This window comes from Campylobacter gastrosuis, assembly GCF_030249845.1.
Taxonomy (GTDB): Bacteria; Campylobacterota; Campylobacteria; order Campylobacterales; family Campylobacteraceae; genus Campylobacter_A; species Campylobacter_A gastrosuis.
Genome location: NZ_JANURM010000003.1, coordinates 149,866 through 173,252 on the forward strand (window position 1 = coordinate 149,866; position 23,387 = coordinate 173,252).

Genomic DNA, 23,387 nt, shown 5'->3' on the forward strand with positions numbered 1-23,387 from the left:
GCCATTTATGAGGTTTAAAAAATGCAAATAGATATAAATTTAAAACAAAACGAGCAAAGTTATAAAATTTTTATCAACGAACTTGATACGATCACGCTAAAAGGCAAGGTTGCAATTATCACAAATCCAAAGGTTAGCGGACTTCATTTAAACACGCTTTTATCGGCGTTAAATTGCGATGAGCGGTTTATTATTAGCGTGGCTGATGGCGAAGAGTATAAAAATTTAGCCACTTGCCAGAGTATTTTAGAGCAGCTTTTTACTAGCAAGCTTGACCGCACTTCAACGCTCATCGCCTTTGGTGGCGGTGTAATTAGCGATATGACCGGCTTTGTGGCTAGTATTTATGAACGCGGGATAAAATTTATAAATATCCCAACCACGCTTTTATCGCAAGTAGATGCGAGTGTGGGCGGTAAAACCGGCGTAAATAACAAATTTGGCAAAAACCTAATCGGCTCATTTTATCAGCCAAGTGCCGTTTATTGCGAAACAAAATTTCTAAAAACCCTGCCAGAGCGTGAATTTTCAGCTGGTGTGGCTGAGGCTGTGAAAATGGCAGTTATGTTTGATAAAGATATGCTTTTTTGGCTTGAAAGTGCCGATTTATCAGATGAAAACGAGCTAAAAAGGCTGATTAAAAGAGCGGTTGAGCTAAAAGCACAGGTCGTCAGCAAAGATGAAAAAGAGCGTGGCATTAGGGCTGTGTTAAATTATGGTCACACCTTTGCTCACGTGATTGAAAATTTTACAAATTACAAGCAGTTTTTACACGGCGAGGCGGTAAGCATTGGTATGTGTATGGCAAATAAATTAGCCCTAAATTTAGGTCTTTTAAGCCAAAATGAGTGCGATTTAGTCACTAAAATTTTAAAGCGATTTAGCCTGCCAGTTAGCTACAAAATTGATGATATAGACGCCTTTTATGACGCATTTTTGCTTGATAAAAAGAGCGAAAATTCAAAAATTAAGTTTATTTTACCAAATCAAATTGGCAGTCACGCCATAAGAGATGATGTAAAAAAAGAGATGGTTTTAGAAATTTTAAGCGAGTTTAAATGAGAGTTTTAGCCCTAATTTTTGTATTTACCTTTTTGTTTGCTGATATAAACTCAACCATTGAGCATAACGCCACAAATACGCAGATTACAAATGACGTAATAAAGCAAATTGAAGCCATTGACGCCTCACTAAAAGGCAATATTTGGATTACAAGATATGCAAATTACGGCACTTATCAAAAGATAAAAAACGAGCTTGAAGAAAGTGAAGCACTGCTTAAAAAAGATGGCAAAAAAAACGCCGAGCTTGTTAAAAAGATACAAAATTTAAAAGACCAGCTAGAACTTTTAAAAGAGTATGAAAGGACGCCGTTTGCAAATATGCTAGTAGCGCCAGAGATTGACATTAGCCCACGTATCACAAACCCAATCGCCCTGATTTCTGGCTTTTCATATATTAAAAAGATAGCAAATGAAAAGGATGATTACGCAAAAAGGACAAAGGAGCTTGATACGCTAATTGGCAAGTTAAGGGATAAAGAGGTGCTTTTAGTCACGCTTTTAAATGGCGATTCTAAAAATGAAAATTTGCAAAATCAAATTTATAATTTAAGAACGCAAATTGGCGAGTTTGAGGGTGCAAAGCAGATTGCTGATACGACCTTTGATGTGTATGAAAAGAGGGCTGATGAAGCCATAAGTATCGCTAAAAACGACATAAAATCGCAAATTTTTAGCACCGCAAACATTGCCATTTTTATCATTGTCATCATTGTTTTATCGTTTTTTTTTAAATTTATTGCCAAAAAAACGATAACCGATAACGACAGATTTTACACCGTTAATAAATTTATAAATTTCATAAACTTTATCCTAATAATCCTAACTCTGCTTTTTGCCTACATTGAAAACATTACCTACGTTGTTACGATTTTAGGTTTTGCATCAGCTGGTATTGCCATTGCGATGAAGGATATGTTTATGTCAATGCTTGGCTGGATTGTCATCACTTTTGGCGGTTCTATCCACGTTGGCGACAGGATTAGAGTAATGCATAATGGACTGCTTTATGTCGGCGATGTTATTGATATTTCTATTTTAAGAATGACAATTTTTGAAGACGTAACCTTTGCTACTTATCATCAAAATCGCCGTGCAGGTAGGATTGTTTTTATCCCAAATAACTACGTTTTTACCGAGCTTTTATCAAACTACACTCATCAAGGTATGAAGACCGTTTGGGACGGCATTGACGTGGTTTTAACTTTTGATAGCAACCACAAAAAAGCTGTGCATATCGCTAAAACAATCACTCGCAAATACTCAAAGGGCTACACTGATATCGCAAAACGCCAAATGACAAGGCTAAGAAGCCAATACAGCATAAAAAATCCAAACGTTGAGCCTAGAATTTTCACATTTTTTGAGCCTCACGGCATTTGTATTTCTATTTGGTTTATGGCTAGTTCGTATGCGACGCTCACGCTTAGAAGCACGATAAGTGCCGAGCTTGTAGAGGCGTTTAATAAAGAGAGCGACATAATGATAGCCTACCCAACCCAAACAATGTATCTAAGCAAGAAACAAAATCCACAAGCACACTCCGAGCTAGATCAGGACTTAATCCGTGAATAGGCTGTTTTTTAAGACATTTGGTTGTCGCACAAATATCTATGACACCGAGCTTTTAAAGAGCTATGTTAAGGATTATGAGATTGTAAATGATGAGAATTTAGCCGATATTATCGTCATAAATTCCTGCACCGTGACAAACTCAGCCGATAGTGGCGTTAGAAGCTACATAAACAGCGTTAAAAAGCGTGGAGTTAAGGTGATTTTGACGGGCTGTGGTGCGGTTAGCAAGGGCAGGGAGCTTTTTGATAAAAGTGCCGTTTTTGGCGTTTTAGGCGGTAGCAAAAAGTCAGAGATTAACGAGCTTTTAAATGCCAAAAAGCCCTTTTTTGAGCTAGGCAACCTAAATAGCATTGATAAAAATATCGTTACAAATTACGAAAATCACACGAAGGCGTTTATTAAAATTCAAGAAGGTTGCGATTTTTCGTGTAGCTACTGCATAATCCCAAGTGTGCGTGGCAAATCACGAAGTATGAGCCAAAGTGCTATCATAAACGAAGCTAAAATTCTAGCCAGTAATGGCTATAATGAGCTGGTGCTAACTGGCACAAATATCGGCAGCTACGGCAAGGATAGTGGCACTTCGCTTGGGGCTTTACTTGCTAATTTAGGCAAAATTTCAGGCATAAGACGCATTAGACTTGGTAGTATTGAGCCAAGTCAGATTGATGATAGTTTTAGGGAGATTTTAGGCGAAGCGTGGCTTGAAAAGCACCTACATATCGCACTTCAACACACCAGCCAAAAAATGCTAACGATTATGAAACGCCGAAACAACGCCTTTCGTGACTTAGAGCTTTTTAGCGAATTAGCCAGCAAGGGCTTTGCTTTGGGGACTGATTTTATCGTAGCACACCCGGGCGAGAGCGATGAGATTTGGGCAGAGGCGTTAGAGAATTTTAAAAAATTCCCACTCACTCATCTTCACGCATTTATCTATTCGCCACGCCAAAACACCCACTCAGCCACGCTAAAAATTGATGTAAATGGCAAAATCGCCAAAGAGAGGCTTAAAATTTTAAAGCAAATCGTAGTGCAAAACAACCTAAAATTTCGCCAAAAAATGGCAAAAACTTCGCTTGAAATTTTAGTTGAGCAAAAAAATGATGGCTTTTTTGAGGGCTTTGATCAGTTTTACAATAAGGTAAAAATTCTAGCCAAAGCTGACATTACAAAAGAGTGGATTTTGCTAAATGAGTATGAGATAAAGGACGATTGTAATTATGCGAATTTTTAAAAATAAAAAAAATATAGCCATTAGCACCTTTGTTTTACTTGCTATTGCGCTATTTTTTGCGTTTTATAAGATTGAGCCAAAGAGCATAAGCTATGAGAATTTAGAGCTATTTTTAAACACAAAGACAATTCAAAAAGCCGTTATTGATGGCGATGAGATTATCTTTTACACCCAAAATTCACGCTATAAAATGATAAAGGACGGCGTTGATATTAAGGAGCTAATCAAGCGTGTGCCGATTGAAGTTAAGAAAAATTACATTATGCTTGATGAAATTTTTACAATCATAATTTTGCTCGTGATTTTGTTTGTTTTTTTAGCCGTTTTTGCAAGGCTAAAACGCCAAAACGAGCCAAAAAATACATCTTATGATATTGAAAATTTGCTAAGTTCAAACGTTACGCCAGTGATTTCAAACGTAAAATTTAGCGATGTCGCTGGGATTGATGATGTTAAAATTGAGCTAAGCGAAATCGTTGATTTTTTAAAAAATCCAAAAAAATATAGAAATTTTGGCATAAAAATGCCAAAGGGCGTCTTAATGGTAGGGCCGCCGGGTGTTGGTAAAACGCTAGTTGCAAAGGCTGTCGCTGGTGAGGCAAATGTGCCGTTTTTTTACCAAAATGGTGCGAGTTTTGTGCAAATTTATGTCGGCGTAGGTGCAAAAAGAGTTCGTGAGCTGTTTGCAAAGGCAAAGGCCTACGCCCCTTCAATTGTGTTTATTGACGAGATTGACGCTGTTGGCAAGAGCAGGGGCGGACACAGAAATGATGAGCGAGAAGCCACGCTAAATCAGCTTTTAACCGAAATGGATGGCTTTGTAGATAGCTCTGGTGTGATTGTGATTGCGGCTACAAACCGCATTGAGATGATTGATGAGGCACTGCTTCGCTCTGGCAGATTTGATAGGCGGATATTTTTGTCAATGCCTAGTTTTAAGGATAGAGTTGCGATTTTAAATACCTATCTAAAAGGCAAAAAAAGTAGTGTAAATGCCGAAGATATCGCAAATATGTGCGTTGGATTTAGCGGTGCTGCCCTTGCTACGCTGGTAAATGAAGCGGCGATAAATGCATTAAGAGAGAACAAAAATGAGATTGAAATTTCAGATTTTAACGCCGTTTTAAACAAAGTCCTGCTTGGTAAAAAAAAGGTGCTAAGTTACAGCAATGATGAGCGAAATTTACAAGCCATTTATCAGGGTGCAAAGGCGTTAAGTGCGTATTGGTTTGATGTGAAATTTGAGAAAATTTCGCTAGTTGAGGACAGGTTTGTTGGCGTTGAGCGTGAGATTGAGTCAAAATCTCAAATGCTCTCACGCATAAAGGTCTATTTAGCCGGTCTTGTCAAGCTTGAAATGGAGTTTAGCGACACATTTTCAAACGCAAATTTTGACCTAAATATCGCAAAAGAGATCGCTACAAAAATGGTCTTTGAGTATGGTATGGGCGAGAGTTTTGTGCCAAATCCAGCCGATATTGATAAAATTTTAAACCAAGCAAAAGATGAAGTGAGCGAGTTTTTAAGCGGTATGACACGCCAAAGTGCTGAAATTTCAAGCTTTATCTATCAAAACGAGAGCATTGATAAAGAGAATTTAGCAGAAATTTTAAATAAAACTTACGAATAAAGGATAAAAGATGAGCAAAGTAGTAAAAATTGGGATTTTAACACTAAGCGACAGGGCTAGCGAAGGCGTTTATGATGACCTTTCTGGCAAGGCGATACGTGAGCTATTAGATGAGTGGATAGTAAGCGAGAGAGAGTATGTTTATAAGGTAATACCAGATGAGTTTGAGCTTATAAAGGCGACTTTGATTGAGTTTATTGACACGCTTGGTTGTGATTTGGTGCTAACGACTGGTGGGACTGGACCAGCGCTTAGAGATGTTACGCCAGAAGCGACAGAAGCGGTGTGTGAAAAGATGATGCCTGGCTTTGGGGAGCTAATGAGAAGCGAGAGCTTAAAATATGTCCCAACGGCAATTTTATCGCGTCAAACGGCTGGAATTCGTGGTAGTTGCTTAATTGTAAATTTACCGGGCAACCCAAAAGCTATAAAAGAGTGCTTAGAGCCGGTATTTAGCGCTATCCCGTATTGCATTGATTTAATTGAAGGGGCTTACATACAGACAGATGAGAGCAAGATGAAGGTCTTTCGCCCAAAAAATAAGAAAATTTCATAAAGGATAAAAATGGCAGATTTTTACAACCCAAAAGAGATTGAAGAAAAGTATTATAAATTTTGCGAAGAGCAAGGATATTTTGAGATTAACGGCAATAAAAATATTCAAAAAGATGGCAAAGCATTTTGCATTATGATGCCGCCACCAAACGTTACCGGAGTGCTTCATATCGGACACGCACTCACTTTTACGCTTCAAGATATTATGACACGTTTTAAGCGAATGGACGGATATAAAACCCTTTGGCAACCGGGGCTTGATCACGCTGGTATCGCCACGCAAAATGTCGTTGAGAAGCAACTTTTAGCAAAGGGTGTTACAAAAGAAGAGCTTGGGCGAGATGAGTTTATCAAAAAAGTATGGGAGTGGAAAGAGCAAAGTGGCGGCGAGATAGTCTATCAAATGCGCCGTCTTGGTATCACGCCCGCTTGGAGCAGAGAGCGATTTACGATGGATGCTGGGCTAAAAAAGGCGGTTAAAAAGGCGTTTGTAAATTTATACAAAAAAGGGCTAATCGTGCGTGGCAACTATATGGTAAATTGGTGCACGCACGACGGAGCATTAAGCGACATTGAGGTTGAGCATAAAGAAAACAAAGGCAAGCTTTATTATTTAAGATATTATTTTGAAAATTCCAATGAGTTTTTAATTGTAGCTACAACAAGACCTGAAACATATTTTGGTGATACGGCAGTTATGGTTCATCCTGATGATGAAAGATATAAAAAATTTATCGGCAAAAACGTTGTATTGCCTATTGTAAATAAAAAGATAAAGGTCATCGCCGACGAGCACGTTGATATGGGCTTTGGCACTGGTATAGTTAAGGTTACTCCAGCGCACGATACAAACGACTACGAGGTCGGCAAACGCCACGATTTAGAATTCCTAACTATATTTGATGAAAAGGGCATTTTAAACGAGCATTGCGGTAAATTCGCCGGACTTGAACGCCTAGAAGCTCGCGATATCGTTGTAAAAGAGCTAGAAAATTTAGGCAACGTTGAAAAGATAGAGGACTATGAAAACCAAGTAGGCTACTGCTACCGCTGTAAAAATGTCGTTGAGCCATACATTTCAAAGCAGTGGTTTGTAAAAAGCGCGATCGCCGATGAAGCGATACGAAAGGTAAATGAAGGTGGCAGCGAGTTTTACCCTAGCCACTGGATAAACAGCTTTAATGCGTGGATGAGAGAGCTTAAAGACTGGTGTATCTCTCGCCAACTTTGGTGGGGACATCAAATCCCAGTATTTTACTGCGAGTGCGGACACGAGTGGGCTGATGAGGACGATGAGCCAAAGGCTTGTCCAAAGTGTGGCGGGGTAAATTTCAGGCAAGATCCAGACGTGCTTGATACGTGGTTTTCTAGCGGACTTTGGCCTATCTCTACGCTTGGCTGGGGCAACGGAGCGGAGCTAAAAAATATCAAGTGGTTTGAGAGCGATTTAGCTGAGTTTTACCCAAATACGATGCTAATTACTGGCTTTGATATCTTGTTTTTCTGGGTTGCTAGGATGATGTTTCAAAGCGAAAACGCCCTAAATGAGCTGCCATTTAAAGATATCTATCTTCACGCGCTCGTAAAGGATAAAGACGGCAAAAAGATGAGCAAAAGTAGCGGTAATATCATAAATCCGCTTGATAAGATTGATGAGTATTCGGCTGATATTTTGCGATTTACTCTTGCGATTTTAGCGGTGCAAGGGCGTGATATTCGCCTAAGCGAAGAAAAACTCGTGCTTGTTAGAAATTTTACAAACAAACTCTATAACGCAAGCAAATATTTTTTGATGAACGAGCAAAATTTCGCCGATTTAGGCGAGGTAAAAACGGAGCTTGGTAGATATATGTTAAGCCGTTTTAACGAATGCGTGGCAGTCGTGCGTGAAAACCTTGATAATTACCGCTTTAACGACGCCGCAAACGCGCTTTATAAATTTTTATGGGATGAGTTTTGCGACTGGGGCATTGAGCTTAGCAAGGCGGATAAATCAAGCGTCGCTGAGCTTGGAGCCATTTTTAAAGAGGCGATGAAGGCGCTTAGTCCGTTTATGCCGTTTATTTCGGAGTTTTTATACCACGAGCTTGGCGGGACTGATATTGCAAACGGCTCAATAATGATAAGTAAATATCCAGAAATTTTAGAGCGCGATTTAGACATTGAAGCGAAATTTTCGCTAATCATTGAAGCCATTATTAGCATTCGCCGCGCAAAAGCCAGTGTGGATTTAGGCAACGCAAAAATCGCAAAGGCGTTTTTAAAGCTAAATGAAAATTTAAGTAGCGAGTATCTAAGATACATAAAAACCCTTGCAAAGTGCGATGAGATAGAGCTTACAAGCGATGAAGTGGCAAATTCTTGCGTTGATGTCAGTGCTAATCTAAGCTCGTTTGTGCCACTTTCTGGCATTGATACAAGCGAGATTGTAAAGCGTTTAGAGGGGCAAAAAAACAAACTTTTAAAAGAGATAGAAAAGCTAAGCAATATGCTAAATAACCAAAATTTCGTAGCAAACGCCCCAGAAGCGGTCATAAAAACCAACAAAGAAGGGCTAGAAAACGCCAAAAATCAACTCAAAAATGTAAATGCAGAGTTAGCAAAATTTGGAGTAAAAATTTGATACAAATCAACAATTTAAAGAAATTCTACGGCGATACGCTCACGATAAATGACGTGAGTTTTGGTATCAAGCAGGGCGAAATTTTTGCTCTTGTGGGGCATAGTGGTGCTGGTAAAAGCACGATTTTACGCTGTATAAACGGACTTGAAAGCTATCAGGGTGGCAGCGTAAAGGTCTTTGGCAAAGAGATAAGCGAGATAAACGGCGATGAGTTACGTAAATTTCGCAAAGATATCGGTATGATTTTTCAGCACTTTGCGTTAATGAGCCGAAAGAGCGTCTTTGAAAACGTAGCCACACCGCTTCGCTTTTGGGGCGAGAGCGAGAGCCACATAAACGAGCGAGTAAATAAACTGCTTAGCCTTGTCGGGCTTGACGGCAAGAAAAACGCCTATCCAAACTCGCTCTCAGGCGGTCAAAAACAGCGTGTGGCAATCGCTAGGGCGTTGTCGCTAAATCCGAAAATTCTGCTCTCCGATGAAGCGACATCAGCACTTGATCCAAACACGACAAAGGGCGTTTTAGAGCTTTTAAGCAAGATAAACAGAGAGCTTGGCATCACGATCGTGCTTGTAACTCACGAAATGGACGTAGTTAAAAGCGTGGCAAATCGCGCTGTCTTGCTTGAACAAGGCACTATTATCGGTCAGGGCAGGATTGAAGAGCTGTTTTTAAAGCCGGATTTAAAGATGAAGGAATTTTTAGGCGAAGATGAAATTTTGCCCAAAAGTGGCGTAAATATCAGGCTATTTTTCCCAAAAGAGGTGGCGCAAAATAGCGTCATAACGCATATGGCAAGGACACTTGACATTGATTTTAACATCGTCTGGGGCAAACTTGAACGCCTAAATGAGAACGTGCTTGGCAACCTAGTAATAAACGTAGATGAAAAGGACAAGGACGCCGTGCTTGGCTACATCGCAAAAAGTGGCGTTTTATGGGAGGTAGCGTGATGTTTGACTTTTTGAAATTTGCAGATATTTTTTCGCGGATTTTACTGCCCGCAATTAACGAAACGCTTTATATGAGCGTGGTTTCAACGCTTTTAGCCTTTGTAATAGGCTTAATACCAGCGGTCTTGCTAATCATCTCTGATAAAGACGGCTTGAAGCCAAACGCTAAGCTTTATTTGGTGCTTGACTTTGTCATAAACACGCTTAGAAGCTTCCCGTTTATAATCCTAATCATCGTCTTAATCCCAGTAACTCGCGCTATTGTTGGCACTAGCATTGGCACGACGGCAACTATCGTGCCTTTAACGATCGGCGCCGCTCCATTTGTGGCAAGGCTCATTGAGAGCGCGTTTAAGGAGGTTGATAAGGGCATTATTGAAGCCGCAAAAAGCTTTGGAGCGAGTAATTTTCAGATAATTTTTCGCATTATGTTTGTTGAAGCCCTGCCCTCAATCATCTCGGCATTTACCCTTACACTTATCGTAAATATCGGCTTTTCGGCGATGGCTGGGGCTGTTGGCGGAGGCGGTCTTGGGGCTGTGGCGATAAATTACGGCTATCAGAGATTTCGCCCTGATATTATGTTTTACACGGTCGTAATCTTAATAATTATGGTGCAGATCTTTCAAATTTTAGGAAATTTAGCCTACAAATACACGAAAAAGTAGCCCAAAAGGCTACTTTTTTACATTATATCGTTTAAAATTTTACGTAGCTTTATCATTTGCACTGGCATTGGCTCTGCTATCGTGAGCCCTACTATATCGTAGTTTTGTGAAATTTCTTTTATCAGCTTAGTAACAGCACTTATACTTAGCCCATTTGGATCTGCTCCCACTGCAATTCTAAGCTCATTTGGATCAAGTGCGTCAAGATCAAAATGCACCAAAATTTTGCGTTTAGCACGCTCTTTTAGCCACGCCATTACCTCATCGCTACTTTTATTTACGCTATTACAGCTGATACTTGCGACATTTAAACGCTCTTTTGTCGCCCTTGCCTCTGGCGGCGAAAAGCTTCTAAGCCCTACTATCAAGGCATCTTTTGGGCTAACAAAGGTTGGCAATTCATCATTAAACTCGCCGTAACCCAAAATTTGAGCCAAAGCCATCGCGTGAAATCCAGCATAGTTAGTTTTATTTGGCTCAGATAAATCAGGATGAGCATCTATCCAAACTATCGCAACTTCATCTTTATAAATATTTGCTAGATATGAAAATGGTGCCACGCTAACAGAGCATTCGCCTCCAAGCGTGGTTATTTTTGTTGGCTTATGCGAGTTTAAAATTTCAAACGCTATTTTTAGCTGATTTTTTATAATCTCTTGCGAATTAACGCCATTTTTTAGCTCACTTCGCTCACTGCTTACTGGCACTTTGGCGATTATGTCATTGTTTTTTGGGGCTAAGAAATTTAAAATTTCACAGCCTAAAACATAGCCTTTTGCTATCTCATCAGCACTTAAATTTTTCTCATCAAAAAAGCTCTCTATACCATAAGCACCCTGCCATTGTGGATATAAAAGCCTTAAATTTTTACTCATTTTTGCCACCTTTATCTGAAATTTGGGCAATTTTAACGAAATTATTTAAACTATTTTAAAATTAGCAAAGGCAAAATTTTAATGCATACAGCTACTTTTTTGCACAAAATTTGCATTTTCATCTATTAAAAACATAAATTTCTTATAGTTTATCCAGCCACGATTTTCACTAAGATCTTGCGTTTTGTTAATTTCACAAACTTACCGCTTTTATTTATGTAGCCAAATTTACCCCAAAACGCCAAAGCGGTGGCTAAAATTTTACTTTTCACACAAATCCTTTAAAAAATTTACGCAATTTTAACAAATTTTATTTTTATTTAAATAAATTTTGCTTACAATCAGCGAATTATTTTAAAACGAAAGGACAGCAATGAAATCAGATATGTGCGATATGTGCCGTTGTAAGAAAGAGGTGTCAAAAGACTAACCGCTAAGCACGAATTTCTTTTTAAGTGCTTAGCACAAGCTAAACATTTAAAAAGAAATTTTAAACCTATCCTTTTAAATGATTTAGCAAATTTTATAAAAGGATAAAAATGAAAAATCTACTTAAATCATCACTAGTTGCTCTAAGCCTAATCATATCAGCAAATGCCGCTGAGAAAATCGTAGTAGGCGCTACGCCAATCCCACACGCTGAAATTTTAGAAGCTACAAAACCGATTCTTTTAAAAGAGGGTTATGAGCTTGTGATTAAGGAATTTAACGACTATGTCGTGCCAAATTTAGCCACACAAGACGGCGAACTTGACGCAAATTTCTACCAGCACCTGCCATATTTAAATGAATTTAACAAAAACAAAGGCACGACGCTAGTGCATACGGCTGGCGTTCATTTAGAGCCAATGGGCGTTTATTCAAAGAAAATTAAAAACATAAACGAGCTAAAAAACGGCGATAGCGTAGCTGTGCCAAACGACCCGACAAATGAGAGCAGAGCGCTTGATGTTTTGGCTAGCGCTGGGCTTATTAAGCTAAATAATAATGCGTTAAAAACTCCGCTTGATATTACAGAAAACCCAAAAAATCTAAAATTTATAGAGGTTGAAACGGCTCAAACTCCACGCGCGCTTGATGACGTTGCGGTTGCGGTGATTAACACAAACTACGCGCTAAATGCAAATCTAAATCCGACAAAAGACTCGCTCGTGCTTGAAAGTGGCGAAAACAACCCTTATACAAACTACGTCGTCGTTAAAAAAGGTAACGAAAATAGCCCAAAAATCAAGGCGCTTGATAAGGCTATAAACTCAGATGAAGTTAGAAATTTCATCAAATCAAAATACAACGGCACGATTTTACCAGCGTTTTAACAAATGGGGCGAAAGCCCCAAAAACACAAGGGCTTTTAACCTTTTGTGCGAAATCTAAAAGGACAGATATGAAAATTTTAAAACTAGCCATAGCGTTTTTAGCGGCTTTAAACTTAAACGCAAAAAGTGATGAAAAGACCATAGTTGTCGGCGTTTCGCCAGTGCCACACGCCCAAATTTTAGAGGTTGTAAAACCAAAGCTAAAAGAGCAAGGCTATGAGCTTGTAATTAGCGAGATTACAGACTACTCAATCCCAAATATCGCTACAAACGACGGCGATTTAGACGCAAATTTCTTTCAGCACGAGCCGTATTTAAACGAGCATAACAAAAATCGCAACACCGATTTAGTTAAGGTCGTAGCCGTCCATCTTGAACCGCTTGGCTTTTACTCAAACAAAATCAAAAACATAAACGAGCTAAAAGATAACGCCACAATCGCAATCGCGCACGACCCGACAAACGGCAACAGAGCGCTTAGAATTCTGCAAAACGCCGGACTTATCACGCTTGATGAGAGCGCGGTTTTAGCCACCCCAGCCGATATCGTAAAAAATCCAAAGGGGCTAAAATTCGTTGAGATTGAGGGCGCTTTAATCCCACGAAGCCTAAATGACGTGGATTTAGCGGCGATTAGCACGAATTTCGTGCTTGATATGGGCTTAAATCCGAGCAAGGACGCGCTAATTATTGAAGGCACGAACAGCCCTTATGCAAACATCATCGCAACAAAACGTGGCAACGAAAACAGCCCAAAAATCAAGGCTTTAAGCAAGGCAGTAACCAGCGATGAGGTTAGAAATTTTATAAATGAGCGTTACAAAGGTGCGGTTTTACCAGTCTTTTAAAAATTTGCTATAATTTGCATTTTTTTAAGGAATTTTATGGATTTTTACCTGCTTTTAACGCTTATGGGCGTTCATATTATGGTTTTGGCGGTGCCAGGACCCGATATTTTGCTGGTGCTTAGGACGTCTCTTGCTTTTGGGTATAAAAGTAGCGTCCTAGCCTCGCTTGGCATAGGGCTTGGCATTGTCGCTTGGGTCTTTTTAGCCGCCTTTGGCTTAAAGGCGATCTTTATCGCTCTGCCGCCACTTCAAGGCGTGATTATGGGACTAAGTGCGATTTATCTTATGTTTTTAGCCTTTATGCTTTTTAAGTCGGCTAAAAATCCTAAAAATTTATCGCTTCAAACAGCCGATTTAAGCGGTAAAAAAAGGCGATTTTTCATCATCGGACTTTTTACAAATCTATCAAATCCAAAGGCGGTTTTATACTTTGCTAGCGTGTTCGCTCTGTTTTTAGATAAGGCGAGCTCACTTGCTGAAATTTCGCTTCTAGTCGCCGTTATTAGCATTGAGAGTATGCTGTTTTTCTTAGCTATCGGTCGGCTATTTTCTACCAAAAAGGCGCGTGAAATTTTCTTTAACAACCAAATCCTGCTTGATAGCGTTTGCGCCGTGATTTTCGCCGGCTTTTCACTCGCTATCGCTTATGAGTGCATCTTAAAATTTACGGAGTAAAAATGCTTAGCGAAGTTATAAATTTCATTGTTTCAGTCGTTAGTCAGTGGGGATATTTTGGCATTTTTGTGATGATGTTTTTAGAAAGCTCGTTTTTCCCATTCCCAAGCGAGATTGTGATGATACCGGCTGGATATTTAGCTAGTCGTGGCGAGATGAGCCTAGTTTTGGCGTTTTTATGCGGTGTGGCTGGCTCGCTAGCTGGGGCGTTGTTTAACTACTATTTGTGCTACTTTTTTGGGCGTGGCTTGATTGAGAGATACGGCAAATTTGTAGGTATAAATGAGGTAAAAATGGCAAAATTTGAAGCGTTTTTTAACAAACACGGCGAAATTTCAACCTTTAATTGTAGGCTGATACCTGGCATTAGGCAATACATCAGCCTGCCAGCTGGGCTTAGCAAGATGAATGTGTTTAGATTTAGCCTTTTTACCACGCTTGGAGCTGGAATTTGGGTGGCGATTTTACTTGGCGTGGGCTACTTTTTGGGGCAAAATCCATCAAAAAATGTCCTTTATCTAATCAGTGCAATTTTGCTAATTTTTGTGCTAATTATCACGATTATTTATATTAAAAAAGTAAAAAAATGACAAAAACTTACTTCATCTCAGACCTGCATTTTTCGCACGAACTTATGCTTAAAATTTACCCAAAAACTAGGAATTTTAAGAGCGTAAAAGAGATGAATGAATACCTAATTTCACTTTGGAATGATACGATAAAGCCAGATGATATTGTCTATAATTTAGGCGATTTTGCCTTTGCAAATGATGATGAAACGGAGAGAATTTTAAAGCGACTAAATGGCAAACACCACCTAATTTTTGGCAATCACGACAAAAGGCTTAAAAGCCCTAAATTTGACGCATATTTTGCCAGTAGGCAGGAGTATTTGTATCTAAAAAACAAGCCAAATTTAGTGCTTTTTCACTACCCGATTTTTGAGTGGGATGGCTTTTTTCGTAGCAATATCCACCTTCACGGACATATGCACGACAAGGCTTTATTGCTACCACGAGCCTTTAATGTAGCCTATGATTTTAACGCCAGATTCTTAGAGCTTGATGAGATAAAATCACTAGCAAAAAATAGCTAAATTTTATTTTTATATTTACAATTCGTTTTTTGTAATATCACTTTTTAAATAATAAAAAAACGAGAGTAAAAAATCAAAAGAAGCAAAAAGCAATTAGTAGCAAAAAACTTTATAAATCACTTTATGAATTGCATTTTAGGGCAAAGCAAACGCTAATAAATCAACAATTATTGAAAATTACCTAAGAGTAATTTTGTTAAAAAATATGAGAAATTTATAAAAGTTTATGCCAAAGATAAGCGTTTAACACTAGTTTTAAGCTCAATATCAATTAGCGTAAGCAGAATTTTATAAATGAATGCTTTAAGAATTACGTGGAATTTTTAAGGAGTATAGAGATGATTAGCGCTGAAATTTCTAATTTAGAAGCAAAGAAAAAAGAGTTTAAAAAATTAATGCAGATGGGCAAAATTATAGACGCACAAATTATTTAAAGGGCTTTTAGGCTTTTGCCTAGCCCTTAAATTTTAAACAAATCTAAAAAATAAATTTTACATTTTTAAGCTAACTTTTAATCACTTGCAATTATAATCTAATTTTAAATTTTTATTTTTAATTTATAAAAAGTTACATTTTGATTTTAAATTCCAAAACGTGTAAGGAGAAATAATGGAATTTCTAACAAGTCTAGGTGAGGGCACGCAGTTTGCCGTGCAGCTCTTAATTGTCTTAATCTGTCTGTTTTACGGCGCAAAAAAGGGCGGTATCGCACTTGGTTTGCTAGGCGGTATCGGTCTTATTATGCTTGTTTTTGGCTTTAATATTCAGCCGGGCAAGCCGTCAATTTCGGTAATGCTTACCATTTTGGCAGTCGTTGTTGCAAGTGCTACGCTTCAAGCTAGCGGCGGACTTGATGTTATGCTTCAAATCGCTGAAAAAGTGCTTAGAAAAAACCCAAAATACGTAAGTATCTTAGCGCCTTTTGTTACCTGCTTTTTGACGATTTTATGTGGCACGGGACACGTTGTTTATACGATGTTGCCTATTATTTATGACATCGCTATTAAAAACGGCATTCGCCCAGAACGCCCAATGGCAGCTAGTTCAATCGCCTCTCAAATGGGCATCATCGCTAGTCCAGTTTCAGTCGCTGTCGTTACGCTTACGACATATTTAATTGACGCAAAGAGCCATTTAGCAGGCTTTGACGGCTATCTTGACCTGCTAAAAATTACGATACCTTCTACGCTTTGTGGTGTTTTAGCGATAGGAATTTTTAGCTGGTTTAGAGGCAAAGACCTTGATAAAGATCCAGAATTTAACGAAAAAATCAAAGACCCTGAGTTTAAAAAATATGTTTATGGTGACTCAACTACGCTTTTAGGCAAAAAGCTACCGGGCTCTCAGTGGCTTGCTATGTGGATATTTTTAGGCTCTATCGCCGTTGTTGCCGTGCTTGGCTACTACAAAGACTTACGCCCAAGCTGGGGCTTTGATAAGAAGGCAGATAGCGTAAAAATCGTATCTTTAAGTGGGAATTTACTTGAAACGATAAACATAAAAGGTGCGACTTTAAGCCTTAAAGAAAAGGACGCATCAGTCGTTAAAGGCGAGATAAAATACGGCAAAAACGAGAGCGTAAATGTCGCGATCAAAGCCAAAGATAGCACTTCAAATTTAGAGCAAAAAAATAACGGCGTTGTTGTTTATACAAATGCTAACGGCGAAATTAAGGAGTTTAACGACGCTAAACTTCGCCTACAAAGCAACGCTCTTGGTATGGTTGATGTTATCCAAATTTTTATGCTCCTAGCTGGTTCGTTAATCATTATTTTTACAAAAACTGATGCTAGCAAAATCAGCAAAAATGAAATTTTTAGATCAGGTATGATAGCACTTGTGGCTGTTTTTGGTATTTCGTGGATGGCTGAAACTATGTTTGCCGTGCATACTCCGATGATGAAAGAAGCCCTTGGTGGTGTGGTTAAAGAGCATCCTTGGACTTATGCTGTAATGCTACTTTTAATCTCAAAATTTGTAAATTCACAAGCAGCCGCGCTTGTTGCTTTCGTGCCACTTGCACTTGGTATTGGCGTTAGCCCAGCCGTTATTTTGGCGTTTGCACCGGCTTGTTATGGATATTATATTTTACCGACATATCCAAGCGACCTTGCTGCAATTCAGTTTGACCGCTCAGGCACGACAAGGATTGGTAAATTTGTAATCAACCATAGCTTCATAATCCCAGGACTTCTTGGCGTTATCGTATCTTGTATTTTTGGTTATATCTTTGCCGGACTTTTTGGCTATCTATGAAATTTAGGGCGATTTTTCGCCCTATCTTAATCTATCTTTGAACTTTTTTTGATCGCCCATATAGACAAAGCTTAGCACCTCGGCGACGGCTTTAAATAAATTTGCAGGAATTTTTGTATCAATATCGCAAAGCTTGTAAAGCTCACGTGCAAGTGGCGGATTTTCTACGATTTGCACGCCGTTTTCGGTGGCGATTTTTCGTATTTGAAGGGCGATAACATCAACACCTTTTGCCAAAACCACTGGTGCATTTTCGCGAGTTTTATCGTAGCGAAGTGCGACTGCGTAGTGAGTTGGATTTGTAATCACGACATCAGCTTGTGGGACTTGTTGCATCATTCTACGCCGACCAGCCTCCATTTGAGCACGGCGAATTCTAGCCTTTACCTGTGGGTCGCCCTCCATTTGCTTATACTCATCTTTTATCTCTTGTTTGCTCATTCTTAAATCTTTAAAATACTGAAATCTAACGATAAAAATATCAATTAAAGCCAAAACTAAAAGCACGATAAGCATTACGCCAACTAAGATTAACATCTTATCTTTTAACCAGCCAAGCTGTGCAAACATACTTAAAAAAATCGTCTCAGGTAGCTCCTTTATAAACTGCCAAAAAAAATAGAACGCCACGCCAAAAACCGCGCTGACTTTTGCCACGATTTTAACGCTCTCAATTAGCTTTTTCATTGAGAATAAATTTTTAAGCCCTTTTAGTGGATTTATCTTGTTTAAGTCCGGCGTAATCGGCTTTGTCGTAAAGATAAAGCCAAACTGCATAACATTTGCAAAAATTCCAGCAATCGCCACGCAAATGCAAATAGGCAAAATCATCAAAAGCCCCCGCCCAAGCGTGTTTATGACGATTTGATGAAGCACTTTTAGTGTAATCTCAACCCCAATAAAACTATGATAATACTCATAAAGCGAAATCACCTGAGTACGCATAAAATCAAGCATAAAAAGCAAAACTAAAATCGCTACAAGCAGGGTTATAAATCCGCTAATATCTTGAGATTTTGGGACGTTGCCGTCCTTTTTGGCGTCTTCAATCTTTTTAGAGGTCGCTTCTTCGGTTTTTTCTTCGTCTTCGCCAGCCATTTTTGTCCGTTTTTTGAAATTTTAAGCGAGATTATAGCGAAAATTTTTAGCTTTTTTAATGTGAGAATTTTTATTAATTTTTAATTTAGCTTAAATTATAATTCTAATCTAATTTTTTTATCAAGGGGGATTTATGAGAAAAATTTTACTTTCATCAGTGGCACTAGCTTCGTTTTTAACAGCTAGCGATTTAAGAGATGAGGCGTTAAAAAGCGGTCTAGTCGCACTGCCAAATGACGCAAAGGCACTTGCTAAGATGATAGATGACGCCTCGCCAGACGCAAAGGCGTATCCGACTACAATGGCAAGGATTGAGCTTGGCAAAAGGCTATATTTTGATCCTAGGTTATCAAAATCAGGCATAATTAGCTGTAACACCTGTCACAATTTAGGGCTTGGTGGAGCTGATGGAATTCCCGCCTCAACAGGGCACAAATGGACGCCAAATCCGCATCATATTAATGCCCCAACTGTATATAATTCAGTATTTAATTCTGTGCAATTTTGGGATGGCAGGGCAGCTCATCTAGCCGCACAAGCTGCTGGTCCGATGACAGCAGAGCCTGAAATGGCTTCAACCCCAGAACTTGTCGTAGATAGACTAAAATCAATCCCAACTTATGTTTATGAGTTTAAAAAGGCGTTTGATAGTGAGATAAATTTTGAGCTTGTTACGACTGCAATTGGCATTTTTGAGCGGACATTAGTAACTCCGTCAAGATTTGATAAATTCCTAAACGGCGATGAAAATGCACTAAATAAAAATGAAAAAGCTGGGTTTAAAATTTTCATTGATAAGGGTTGTGTAAATTGCCACAACGGCGTAAATTTAGGTGGCACACTTCAACCTTTTGAGGTGGCGTCAAAGTATCAGTTTGCAGATGTCGGCGACTTTAAAGGAGACGCAAATGGTATGGTAAAAGCCCCAACTTTACGCAACATTGAACTAACAGCACCGTATTTTCACAATGGCGCGATTTGGTCGCTAAAAGAGGCGATAAAGACTATGGGTAGCGTCCAGCTTGGTATTGATATAAGCGATAAAGAGGCGGATAGCATCGGAATTTTCTTAAAATCGCTAACAGGCGATATGCCAAAAATTGAGTATCCAATGCTACCAGCATCAACGGATAAAACCTCAAAACCAGAGCTTGATTATTAAAATTTAGGGGCGAAAAACTCGCTCCTAAGTTGCTTTTTATAAATTTTTAGCTAAAATCCGACTTTTTAAGTAACAAAGCTCCATAAATCTTTGAAATTTCAAAGTGCTTTTTACTAACTTACCAAAAGAAGGGATAGCAATGAAGTATGCTATTATAAAACACGGCGGAAAGCAGTATAGAGTGAGCGAAGGTCAGTATTTAAACCTTGATCGCTTTGAGGCTGAGCCAAAGTCATCTGTTGAGATTACAGATGTTTTAGTCGTTAATGACGGCGAAGTAAAGGTAGGTGTGCCATTTGTTAAGGGTGCAAAAGTTGTCTTAGAAGTAGTAAATTTAGGTAAAGAAAAAAAAGTCGTTATCTATAAAAAACGAAGAAGAAAAGACTCAAAACTAAAACGCGGTTTTAGAAGACAATATACACGTGTTAAAGTTGTAAGCATAGCTGGCTAAGGAGATAAGATATGGCACACAAAAAAGGTCAGGGTTCAACCCAAAATAATCGCGACTCTATCGGTCGTCGCTTAGGCGTTAAAAAATTTGGTGGCGAGTTTGTCCGTGCGGGCAACATCATCATTCGTCAGCGTGGCACAGCTACACACGCTGGTAGCAACGTAGGTCTTGGCAAAGATCACACTATCTTTGCTCTTATTGACGGATACGTTAAATTTGAGCGTAAAGATAAAAACAGAAAAAAAGTTTCTGTTTATCCAGCTGCTTAATTCTTGGGGTTTTCGCCCCAATTTTAGCTTATGAAATCAAAAGATTTTTCTTATTGTAAAAAATTGCGTTGCCCAAACTCTCTAAAAAGAGATTTGAAATTTATCAAAAAAACTCGCATTAGACTAGACAGGCATCTAACTCGCCAAATTTTAAAACAAACCCAAAGCGATGAAAAACTACCAAATATCATCAAGATAAATAATGGTAGTTGGGAAATACTTTAATTATATTGCTATAAAAATTTAGCCAAAGTCTATTTTTATCAAATTTTAAAATATGATTATAAATCTAAAATTTAAGAGTTAATTGCTTACACCAAAATCTTTTGCTTCAAATACCCTGATAAGCTCATAAATTGCTCTTTTGCCTCTTTTTCAAGTCGCTCTTTTTCGCTTGGCATTAGATATATAGCGACCATCACTGGTTTTTCGCCATCTTTTTTTGGGCGACCAGCATTGCTCTTTTTCTCATCTTTTTTATCGGCTGCACCTGAATTTATAAACTCGCTTACATTGCTACTTGTAGCGACACTAGCGTTATTTACAAATGCGAATTCTTTCTAGCTCCTATTATCTTTCTCTCTTTTGTATCTTCAAATTGGTTTCATAAGATTGCGTTAGTTTTCTTTTTAGTTATTACATTAAATTTTTGAGATGGTTGATTTAAATATGTTGAATATTTTTCTTGTGTTAGTCTTAATTGTAAAGTAAAGCATTTGCATAAATGTAACATATAGAAAATAAATTTATTTTATCATTGAGTGATATAAGTTGTTATATGATTGTACTAAATGTAAATTTATTAAAAAATCTAGATCTTTTTTAATAAAAATATTTTTTATATGCATAAATTTCTCAATTTGAGATATATTTTTTGGGGTTTGTAAAAAAATTAAAAGCTTGATCGTTTTTTGTAATTTTTATTGTTGCAAGAACCAAAAATTTTAAATTTCTGCTCATCAGTAATTTCTGAAAATTTGCTTTTTTTGCTTATCATTAAAAAACTACAATCATCATTTGTTTTATTCAAAACAGAATTTTTAAAAATGTTGATAAGTTTTTTATGTAGTGCCATATTTGGCAAAATAGAGTTTAAAATTAAGAGTCTTTCTAAAATTTTTGCAAGTTTATTGGATTTTTTATCATAAAAGCTTCGCTCACTACCATCGCTCATTAAGACAAAACCATCTATATTAAGCATTTTGCCTTTGATGAGCTTTGTGTTTTGCATAGCATTTGGTGAAGTAGTGAAGACCGTAACATTTGCAAATTCATCATTTGTTGGTTTAGAGGCTACTTCTATATTGCCATTTTTTAAACATCCAATTACACCGTCGCCAATGTGAAAAAGTATAAAATTATCATCCTTGATTACCACAAAAAGCAAGGTGTGGGCAAAGGCTGAAATATCGCAATTATGCTTTTTGCTAAGCTGTGTTATATTGTCATTTATTTTATTTATGATTTTTGTTTTTACAATGGATGCATCTGTTTGCTCAAAGTAATAATCAAAACTCTGAGCAAATTCATTGCATACAAAATTTACAGAATTCTCTGCTCCAAGATGAGAAAGCTTTGCAGATCCAGCCCCATCACTTAATGCAATTATGCTTAAATTTTCTTTATTAATATAACTGATTTTATCCTGACAAGGAGTGTTATTTTTAATATGCATATTGCCTTGTAACGCAAAGCCACAGATATTGTATTTCACAGTTCACCCCAGCTTTTTATACCATCAATATCAAGCTTTACGCTTTCACCGGGAGTTGATTGTGATGTTCTTGATACACTTTGACTAAGCCAAGCAAAAAATTCTTTAAATTTTAAACCTTGTAATTTTAGTGGCGGTCTTTTTGGTGAAAATTTTGCTAAGATATTCATATCTACGTTGTCTCCTATTCCTATTGGAAATATGGTAAGTTTTTTATTATTTATAAGTTCATTTATTTTAGCAATCGGTTCTTCTAGATTTTGCAAACTATCTGGCTGTCCATCGGTCATTAAAACTAGCCAAGGCTGATAATAATCTACACCCTTGTTTTGATATTCGTTTTTTCTTTTATCTAGAATTTCAAGTGCTAGACTTACTGCTTCTGCCATAGGAGTCCCGCCATTTGCATCCAAAATAGGCAAACTATCATCTGTGCTTAGTCCTGCAAAATCTCTTATGACTCTAATGCCATTAGAGCCAAATGTAACAATGGCAATATCTGCTGAAAAAAGCGCTATTTCATCTTCTTTTATGGCTTCATAAAAAAGCTTAACACCTTCATTTAGCTCCATAATTGGATCTCCTATCATAGAACCACTTGTATCAAGGCACAAACAAACTGGAACCCTTGGTGTAGGATTATCAATTAAATCCTTTAAACTAATAAGTTCTTGTTTCATATATTCTCCTTTTATTTTTTTTTAAGATTAAAAAATTTTATTTATTACTTTTTTAGCTCTAGTTGGCCAAATATCAATACTCATATTGTCTTGTTCTTGTAGGCTACCTCGCTTAAATAATTTTAAATAATATTTGAATATATCAAGCCATTCGCTAGAAGTTAGACGTTTATTTGGCTTAGAATGACTTCCATTGCGATTAAAAGTATTATAAAATCCATCTTTTATCTTGTATGGCAAATGAGACCAAATGTATTTCCACATACCATCAGGGACTTCGTTTGTTATGTTCTCACCAAAACGATATGGAAATAACATCTTTTTTATGTTATGTGCTGGATCTGAACCGCCTTGATGAGAATATGGTGTTTTTCCTGTCATCATTATCATAAAACAAAGTGTTGCAACTGCAAAATTTTCGTGTTCCATGGTTCTTAAAAAGTCGCCATAGTGAATACCTTGAATTTCTGGTGCTGTAAAATTTATTGTCCCTACTGGACAAGGAAAGGGTCCTATTTGATAGCTGTCTGTATCTACAAAATAAATTTCTTTTGGCGAAACAAATAAAATATTTGCAGGGTTTATATCACCAATTATTATATTTTTTGAGTGCAAATATACGATTTTGTGCAAAATATTTACTAA

At 37.8% G+C, this 23,387-nt stretch carries 23 protein-coding genes and 1 pseudogene; 18 read left to right on the top strand and 6 right to left on the bottom strand.

The annotated features are described in order from the left end of the window. Positions 1-21: 21 nt before the first annotated feature. The 8 genes from aroB to NYG85_RS04670 are packed head-to-tail and all read left to right on the top strand — an operon-like array spanning position 22 to position 10,302. Complete coding sequence (gene aroB / locus NYG85_RS04635; RefSeq protein WP_284937319.1) at positions 22-1,062, top strand: 3-dehydroquinate synthase; 1,041 nt, start codon at positions 22-24, stop codon at positions 1,060-1,062. Further along, positions 1,059-2,636, top strand: a complete 1,578-nt coding sequence (locus tag NYG85_RS04640) for a mechanosensitive ion channel domain-containing protein (protein ID WP_284937320.1) — start codon at positions 1,059-1,061, stop codon at positions 2,634-2,636. The genes aroB and NYG85_RS04640 overlap by 4 nt, the downstream gene beginning before the upstream one ends. Further along, on the top strand, positions 2,629-3,873 hold the full coding sequence (mtaB, locus tag NYG85_RS04645) for a tRNA (N(6)-L-threonylcarbamoyladenosine(37)-C(2))-methylthiotransferase MtaB (protein WP_284937321.1): 1,245 nt from the start codon (positions 2,629-2,631) through the stop codon (positions 3,871-3,873). The genes NYG85_RS04640 and mtaB overlap by 8 nt, the downstream gene beginning before the upstream one ends. Further along, positions 3,860-5,503, top strand: a complete 1,644-nt coding sequence (locus tag NYG85_RS04650) for an ATP-dependent metallopeptidase FtsH/Yme1/Tma family protein (protein ID WP_284937322.1) — start codon at positions 3,860-3,862, stop codon at positions 5,501-5,503. Before mtaB ends, NYG85_RS04650 begins: the two co-directional genes overlap by 14 nt. Positions 5,504-5,513: 10 nt before the next feature. Further along, the gene (gene mog, locus NYG85_RS04655; protein WP_284937323.1) at positions 5,514-6,059 is read left to right on the top strand and encodes a molybdopterin adenylyltransferase; all 546 of its coding nucleotides are present in this window, start codon (positions 5,514-5,516) and stop codon (positions 6,057-6,059) included. A gap of 9 nt (positions 6,060-6,068) precedes the next feature. After that, positions 6,069-8,681 (top strand): valine--tRNA ligase, encoded by a 2,613-nt coding sequence (locus NYG85_RS04660; protein ID WP_284937324.1) that lies wholly within the window; start codon positions 6,069-6,071, stop codon positions 8,679-8,681. Further along, a complete protein-coding gene (locus NYG85_RS04665; RefSeq protein WP_284937325.1) occupies positions 8,678-9,634 on the top strand; it encodes a methionine ABC transporter ATP-binding protein in 957 nt (318 codons plus the stop codon). Before NYG85_RS04660 ends, NYG85_RS04665 begins: the two co-directional genes overlap by 4 nt. Continuing rightward, positions 9,619-10,302 carry a methionine ABC transporter permease gene (locus NYG85_RS04670; protein WP_432264842.1) on the top strand — a complete coding sequence of 228 codons (684 nt, stop codon included), beginning with the start codon at positions 9,619-9,621 and terminating at the stop codon, positions 10,300-10,302. The genes NYG85_RS04665 and NYG85_RS04670 overlap by 16 nt, the downstream gene beginning before the upstream one ends. Before the next feature lie 17 nt (positions 10,303-10,319). On the opposite strand, the gene NYG85_RS04675 is transcribed toward NYG85_RS04670, so the two are convergent. Then, positions 10,320-11,177: an arginase family protein gene (locus NYG85_RS04675; protein WP_284937326.1), complete on the bottom strand. Its 858-nt coding sequence runs from the start codon at positions 11,175-11,177 to the stop codon at positions 10,320-10,322. A 149-nt stretch (positions 11,178-11,326) separates the two neighbouring features. Then, complete coding sequence (locus NYG85_RS04680; protein WP_284937327.1) at positions 11,327-11,449, bottom strand: hypothetical protein; 123 nt, start codon at positions 11,447-11,449, stop codon at positions 11,327-11,329. Positions 11,450-11,716: 267 nt separating this feature from the next. Between NYG85_RS04680 and NYG85_RS04685 the strand changes: the two genes are divergently transcribed. From NYG85_RS04685 to NYG85_RS04710, 6 genes are all read left to right on the top strand, one after another. After that, the gene (locus NYG85_RS04685; protein WP_284937328.1) at positions 11,717-12,493 is read left to right on the top strand and encodes a MetQ/NlpA family ABC transporter substrate-binding protein; all 777 of its coding nucleotides are present in this window, start codon (positions 11,717-11,719) and stop codon (positions 12,491-12,493) included. Between the two features lie 68 nt (positions 12,494-12,561). Beyond that, positions 12,562-13,341, top strand: a complete 780-nt coding sequence (locus NYG85_RS04690; protein ID WP_284937329.1) for a MetQ/NlpA family ABC transporter substrate-binding protein — start codon at positions 12,562-12,564, stop codon at positions 13,339-13,341. Positions 13,342-13,377: 36 nt separating this feature from the next. Then, a complete protein-coding gene (locus NYG85_RS04695; RefSeq protein WP_284937330.1) occupies positions 13,378-14,016 on the top strand; it encodes a LysE family translocator in 639 nt (212 codons plus the stop codon). 2 nt (positions 14,017-14,018) lie between these two features. Continuing rightward, entirely contained in the window at positions 14,019-14,606 is a 588-nt protein-coding gene (locus NYG85_RS04700) for a DedA family protein (protein ID WP_284937331.1), read from the top strand. Continuing rightward, a complete protein-coding gene (locus tag NYG85_RS04705) occupies positions 14,603-15,112 on the top strand; it encodes a metallophosphoesterase (RefSeq protein ID WP_284937332.1) in 510 nt (169 codons plus the stop codon). The genes NYG85_RS04700 and NYG85_RS04705 overlap by 4 nt, the downstream gene beginning before the upstream one ends. Positions 15,113-15,721: 609 nt before the next feature. Beyond that, positions 15,722-17,368 carry an anaerobic C4-dicarboxylate transporter gene (locus tag NYG85_RS04710; RefSeq protein ID WP_284937333.1) on the top strand — a complete coding sequence of 549 codons (1,647 nt, stop codon included), beginning with the start codon at positions 15,722-15,724 and terminating at the stop codon, positions 17,366-17,368. A gap of 21 nt (positions 17,369-17,389) precedes the next feature. Here the strand turns inward: NYG85_RS04710 and flhB are convergent, their stop codons facing one another. Continuing rightward, positions 17,390-18,466: a flagellar biosynthesis protein FlhB gene (gene flhB / locus NYG85_RS04715; protein WP_284937334.1), complete on the bottom strand. Its 1,077-nt coding sequence runs from the start codon at positions 18,464-18,466 to the stop codon at positions 17,390-17,392. 133 nt (positions 18,467-18,599) lie between these two features. On the opposite strand from flhB, the gene NYG85_RS04720 reads away from it, so the two are divergent. The 4 genes from NYG85_RS04720 (at position 18,600) to NYG85_RS04735 (ending at position 20,573) form a co-directional block, all read left to right on the top strand. Next, positions 18,600-19,628, top strand: coding sequence for a cytochrome-c peroxidase (locus NYG85_RS04720; RefSeq protein WP_284937335.1), 1,029 nt, complete (start codon positions 18,600-18,602; stop codon positions 19,626-19,628). Between the two features lie 139 nt (positions 19,629-19,767). Beyond that, positions 19,768-20,079 carry a 50S ribosomal protein L21 gene (rplU, locus tag NYG85_RS04725; RefSeq protein WP_284937336.1) on the top strand — a complete coding sequence of 104 codons (312 nt, stop codon included), beginning with the start codon at positions 19,768-19,770 and terminating at the stop codon, positions 20,077-20,079. 11 nt (positions 20,080-20,090) lie between these two features. Next, complete coding sequence (gene rpmA / locus NYG85_RS04730) at positions 20,091-20,348, top strand: 50S ribosomal protein L27 (protein ID WP_034968623.1); 258 nt, start codon at positions 20,091-20,093, stop codon at positions 20,346-20,348. 93 nt (positions 20,349-20,441) lie between these two features. After that, complete coding sequence (locus NYG85_RS04735) at positions 20,442-20,573, top strand: hypothetical protein (protein WP_284937337.1); 132 nt, start codon at positions 20,442-20,444, stop codon at positions 20,571-20,573. A 667-nt stretch (positions 20,574-21,240) separates the two neighbouring features. On the opposite strand, the gene NYG85_RS04740 is transcribed toward NYG85_RS04735, so the two are convergent. The 3 genes and pseudogenes from NYG85_RS04740 to NYG85_RS04750 form a co-directional block, all read right to left on the bottom strand. Then, complete coding sequence (locus tag NYG85_RS04740) at positions 21,241-22,023, bottom strand: PP2C family serine/threonine-protein phosphatase (protein WP_284937338.1); 783 nt, start codon at positions 22,021-22,023, stop codon at positions 21,241-21,243. Between the two features lie 35 nt (positions 22,024-22,058). Next, complete coding sequence (locus NYG85_RS04745) at positions 22,059-22,742, bottom strand: vWA domain-containing protein (RefSeq protein ID WP_284937339.1); 684 nt, start codon at positions 22,740-22,742, stop codon at positions 22,059-22,061. Positions 22,743-22,769: 27 nt separating this feature from the next. Next, a pseudogene (locus NYG85_RS04750) lies at positions 22,770-23,384 on the bottom strand (protein kinase domain-containing protein); the annotation flags it as partial. Between the last annotated feature and the right edge of the window lie 3 nt (positions 23,385-23,387).

Bases quoted from the DNA above. Each gene is read 5' to 3' on its own strand.
- aroB (WP_284937319.1), top strand. From the start codon at position 22: ATGCAAATAGATATAAATTTAAAACAAAACGAGCAAAGTTATAAAATT.
- NYG85_RS04670 (WP_432264842.1), top strand. From the start codon at position 9,619: ATGGGAGGTAGCGTGATGTTTGACTTTTTGAAATTTGCAGATATTTTT.
- NYG85_RS04695 (WP_284937330.1), top strand. From the start codon at position 13,378: ATGGATTTTTACCTGCTTTTAACGCTTATGGGCGTTCATATTATGGTT.
- NYG85_RS04650 (WP_284937322.1), top strand. From the start codon at position 3,860: ATGCGAATTTTTAAAAATAAAAAAAATATAGCCATTAGCACCTTTGTT.
- NYG85_RS04660 (WP_284937324.1), top strand. From the start codon at position 6,069: ATGGCAGATTTTTACAACCCAAAAGAGATTGAAGAAAAGTATTATAAA.
- NYG85_RS04720 (WP_284937335.1), top strand. From the start codon at position 18,600: ATGAGAAAAATTTTACTTTCATCAGTGGCACTAGCTTCGTTTTTAACA.
- NYG85_RS04640 (WP_284937320.1), top strand. From the start codon at position 1,059: ATGAGAGTTTTAGCCCTAATTTTTGTATTTACCTTTTTGTTTGCTGAT.
- NYG85_RS04690 (WP_284937329.1), top strand. From the start codon at position 12,562: ATGAAAATTTTAAAACTAGCCATAGCGTTTTTAGCGGCTTTAAACTTA.
- NYG85_RS04745 (WP_284937339.1), bottom strand. From the start codon at position 22,742: ATGAAACAAGAACTTATTAGTTTAAAGGATTTAATTGATAATCCTACA.
- NYG85_RS04675 (WP_284937326.1), bottom strand. From the start codon at position 11,177: ATGAGTAAAAATTTAAGGCTTTTATATCCACAATGGCAGGGTGCTTAT.
- NYG85_RS04705 (WP_284937332.1), top strand. From the start codon at position 14,603: ATGACAAAAACTTACTTCATCTCAGACCTGCATTTTTCGCACGAACTT.
- NYG85_RS04710 (WP_284937333.1), top strand. From the start codon at position 15,722: ATGGAATTTCTAACAAGTCTAGGTGAGGGCACGCAGTTTGCCGTGCAG.
- NYG85_RS04700 (WP_284937331.1), top strand. From the start codon at position 14,019: ATGCTTAGCGAAGTTATAAATTTCATTGTTTCAGTCGTTAGTCAGTGG.
- NYG85_RS04685 (WP_284937328.1), top strand. From the start codon at position 11,717: ATGAAAAATCTACTTAAATCATCACTAGTTGCTCTAAGCCTAATCATA.
- NYG85_RS04740 (WP_284937338.1), bottom strand. From the start codon at position 22,023: ATGCATATTAAAAATAACACTCCTTGTCAGGATAAAATCAGTTATATT.
- mog (WP_284937323.1), top strand. From the start codon at position 5,514: ATGAGCAAAGTAGTAAAAATTGGGATTTTAACACTAAGCGACAGGGCT.
- rplU (WP_284937336.1), top strand. From the start codon at position 19,768: ATGAAGTATGCTATTATAAAACACGGCGGAAAGCAGTATAGAGTGAGC.
- flhB (WP_284937334.1), bottom strand. From the start codon at position 18,466: ATGGCTGGCGAAGACGAAGAAAAAACCGAAGAAGCGACCTCTAAAAAG.
- rpmA (WP_034968623.1), top strand. From the start codon at position 20,091: ATGGCACACAAAAAAGGTCAGGGTTCAACCCAAAATAATCGCGACTCT.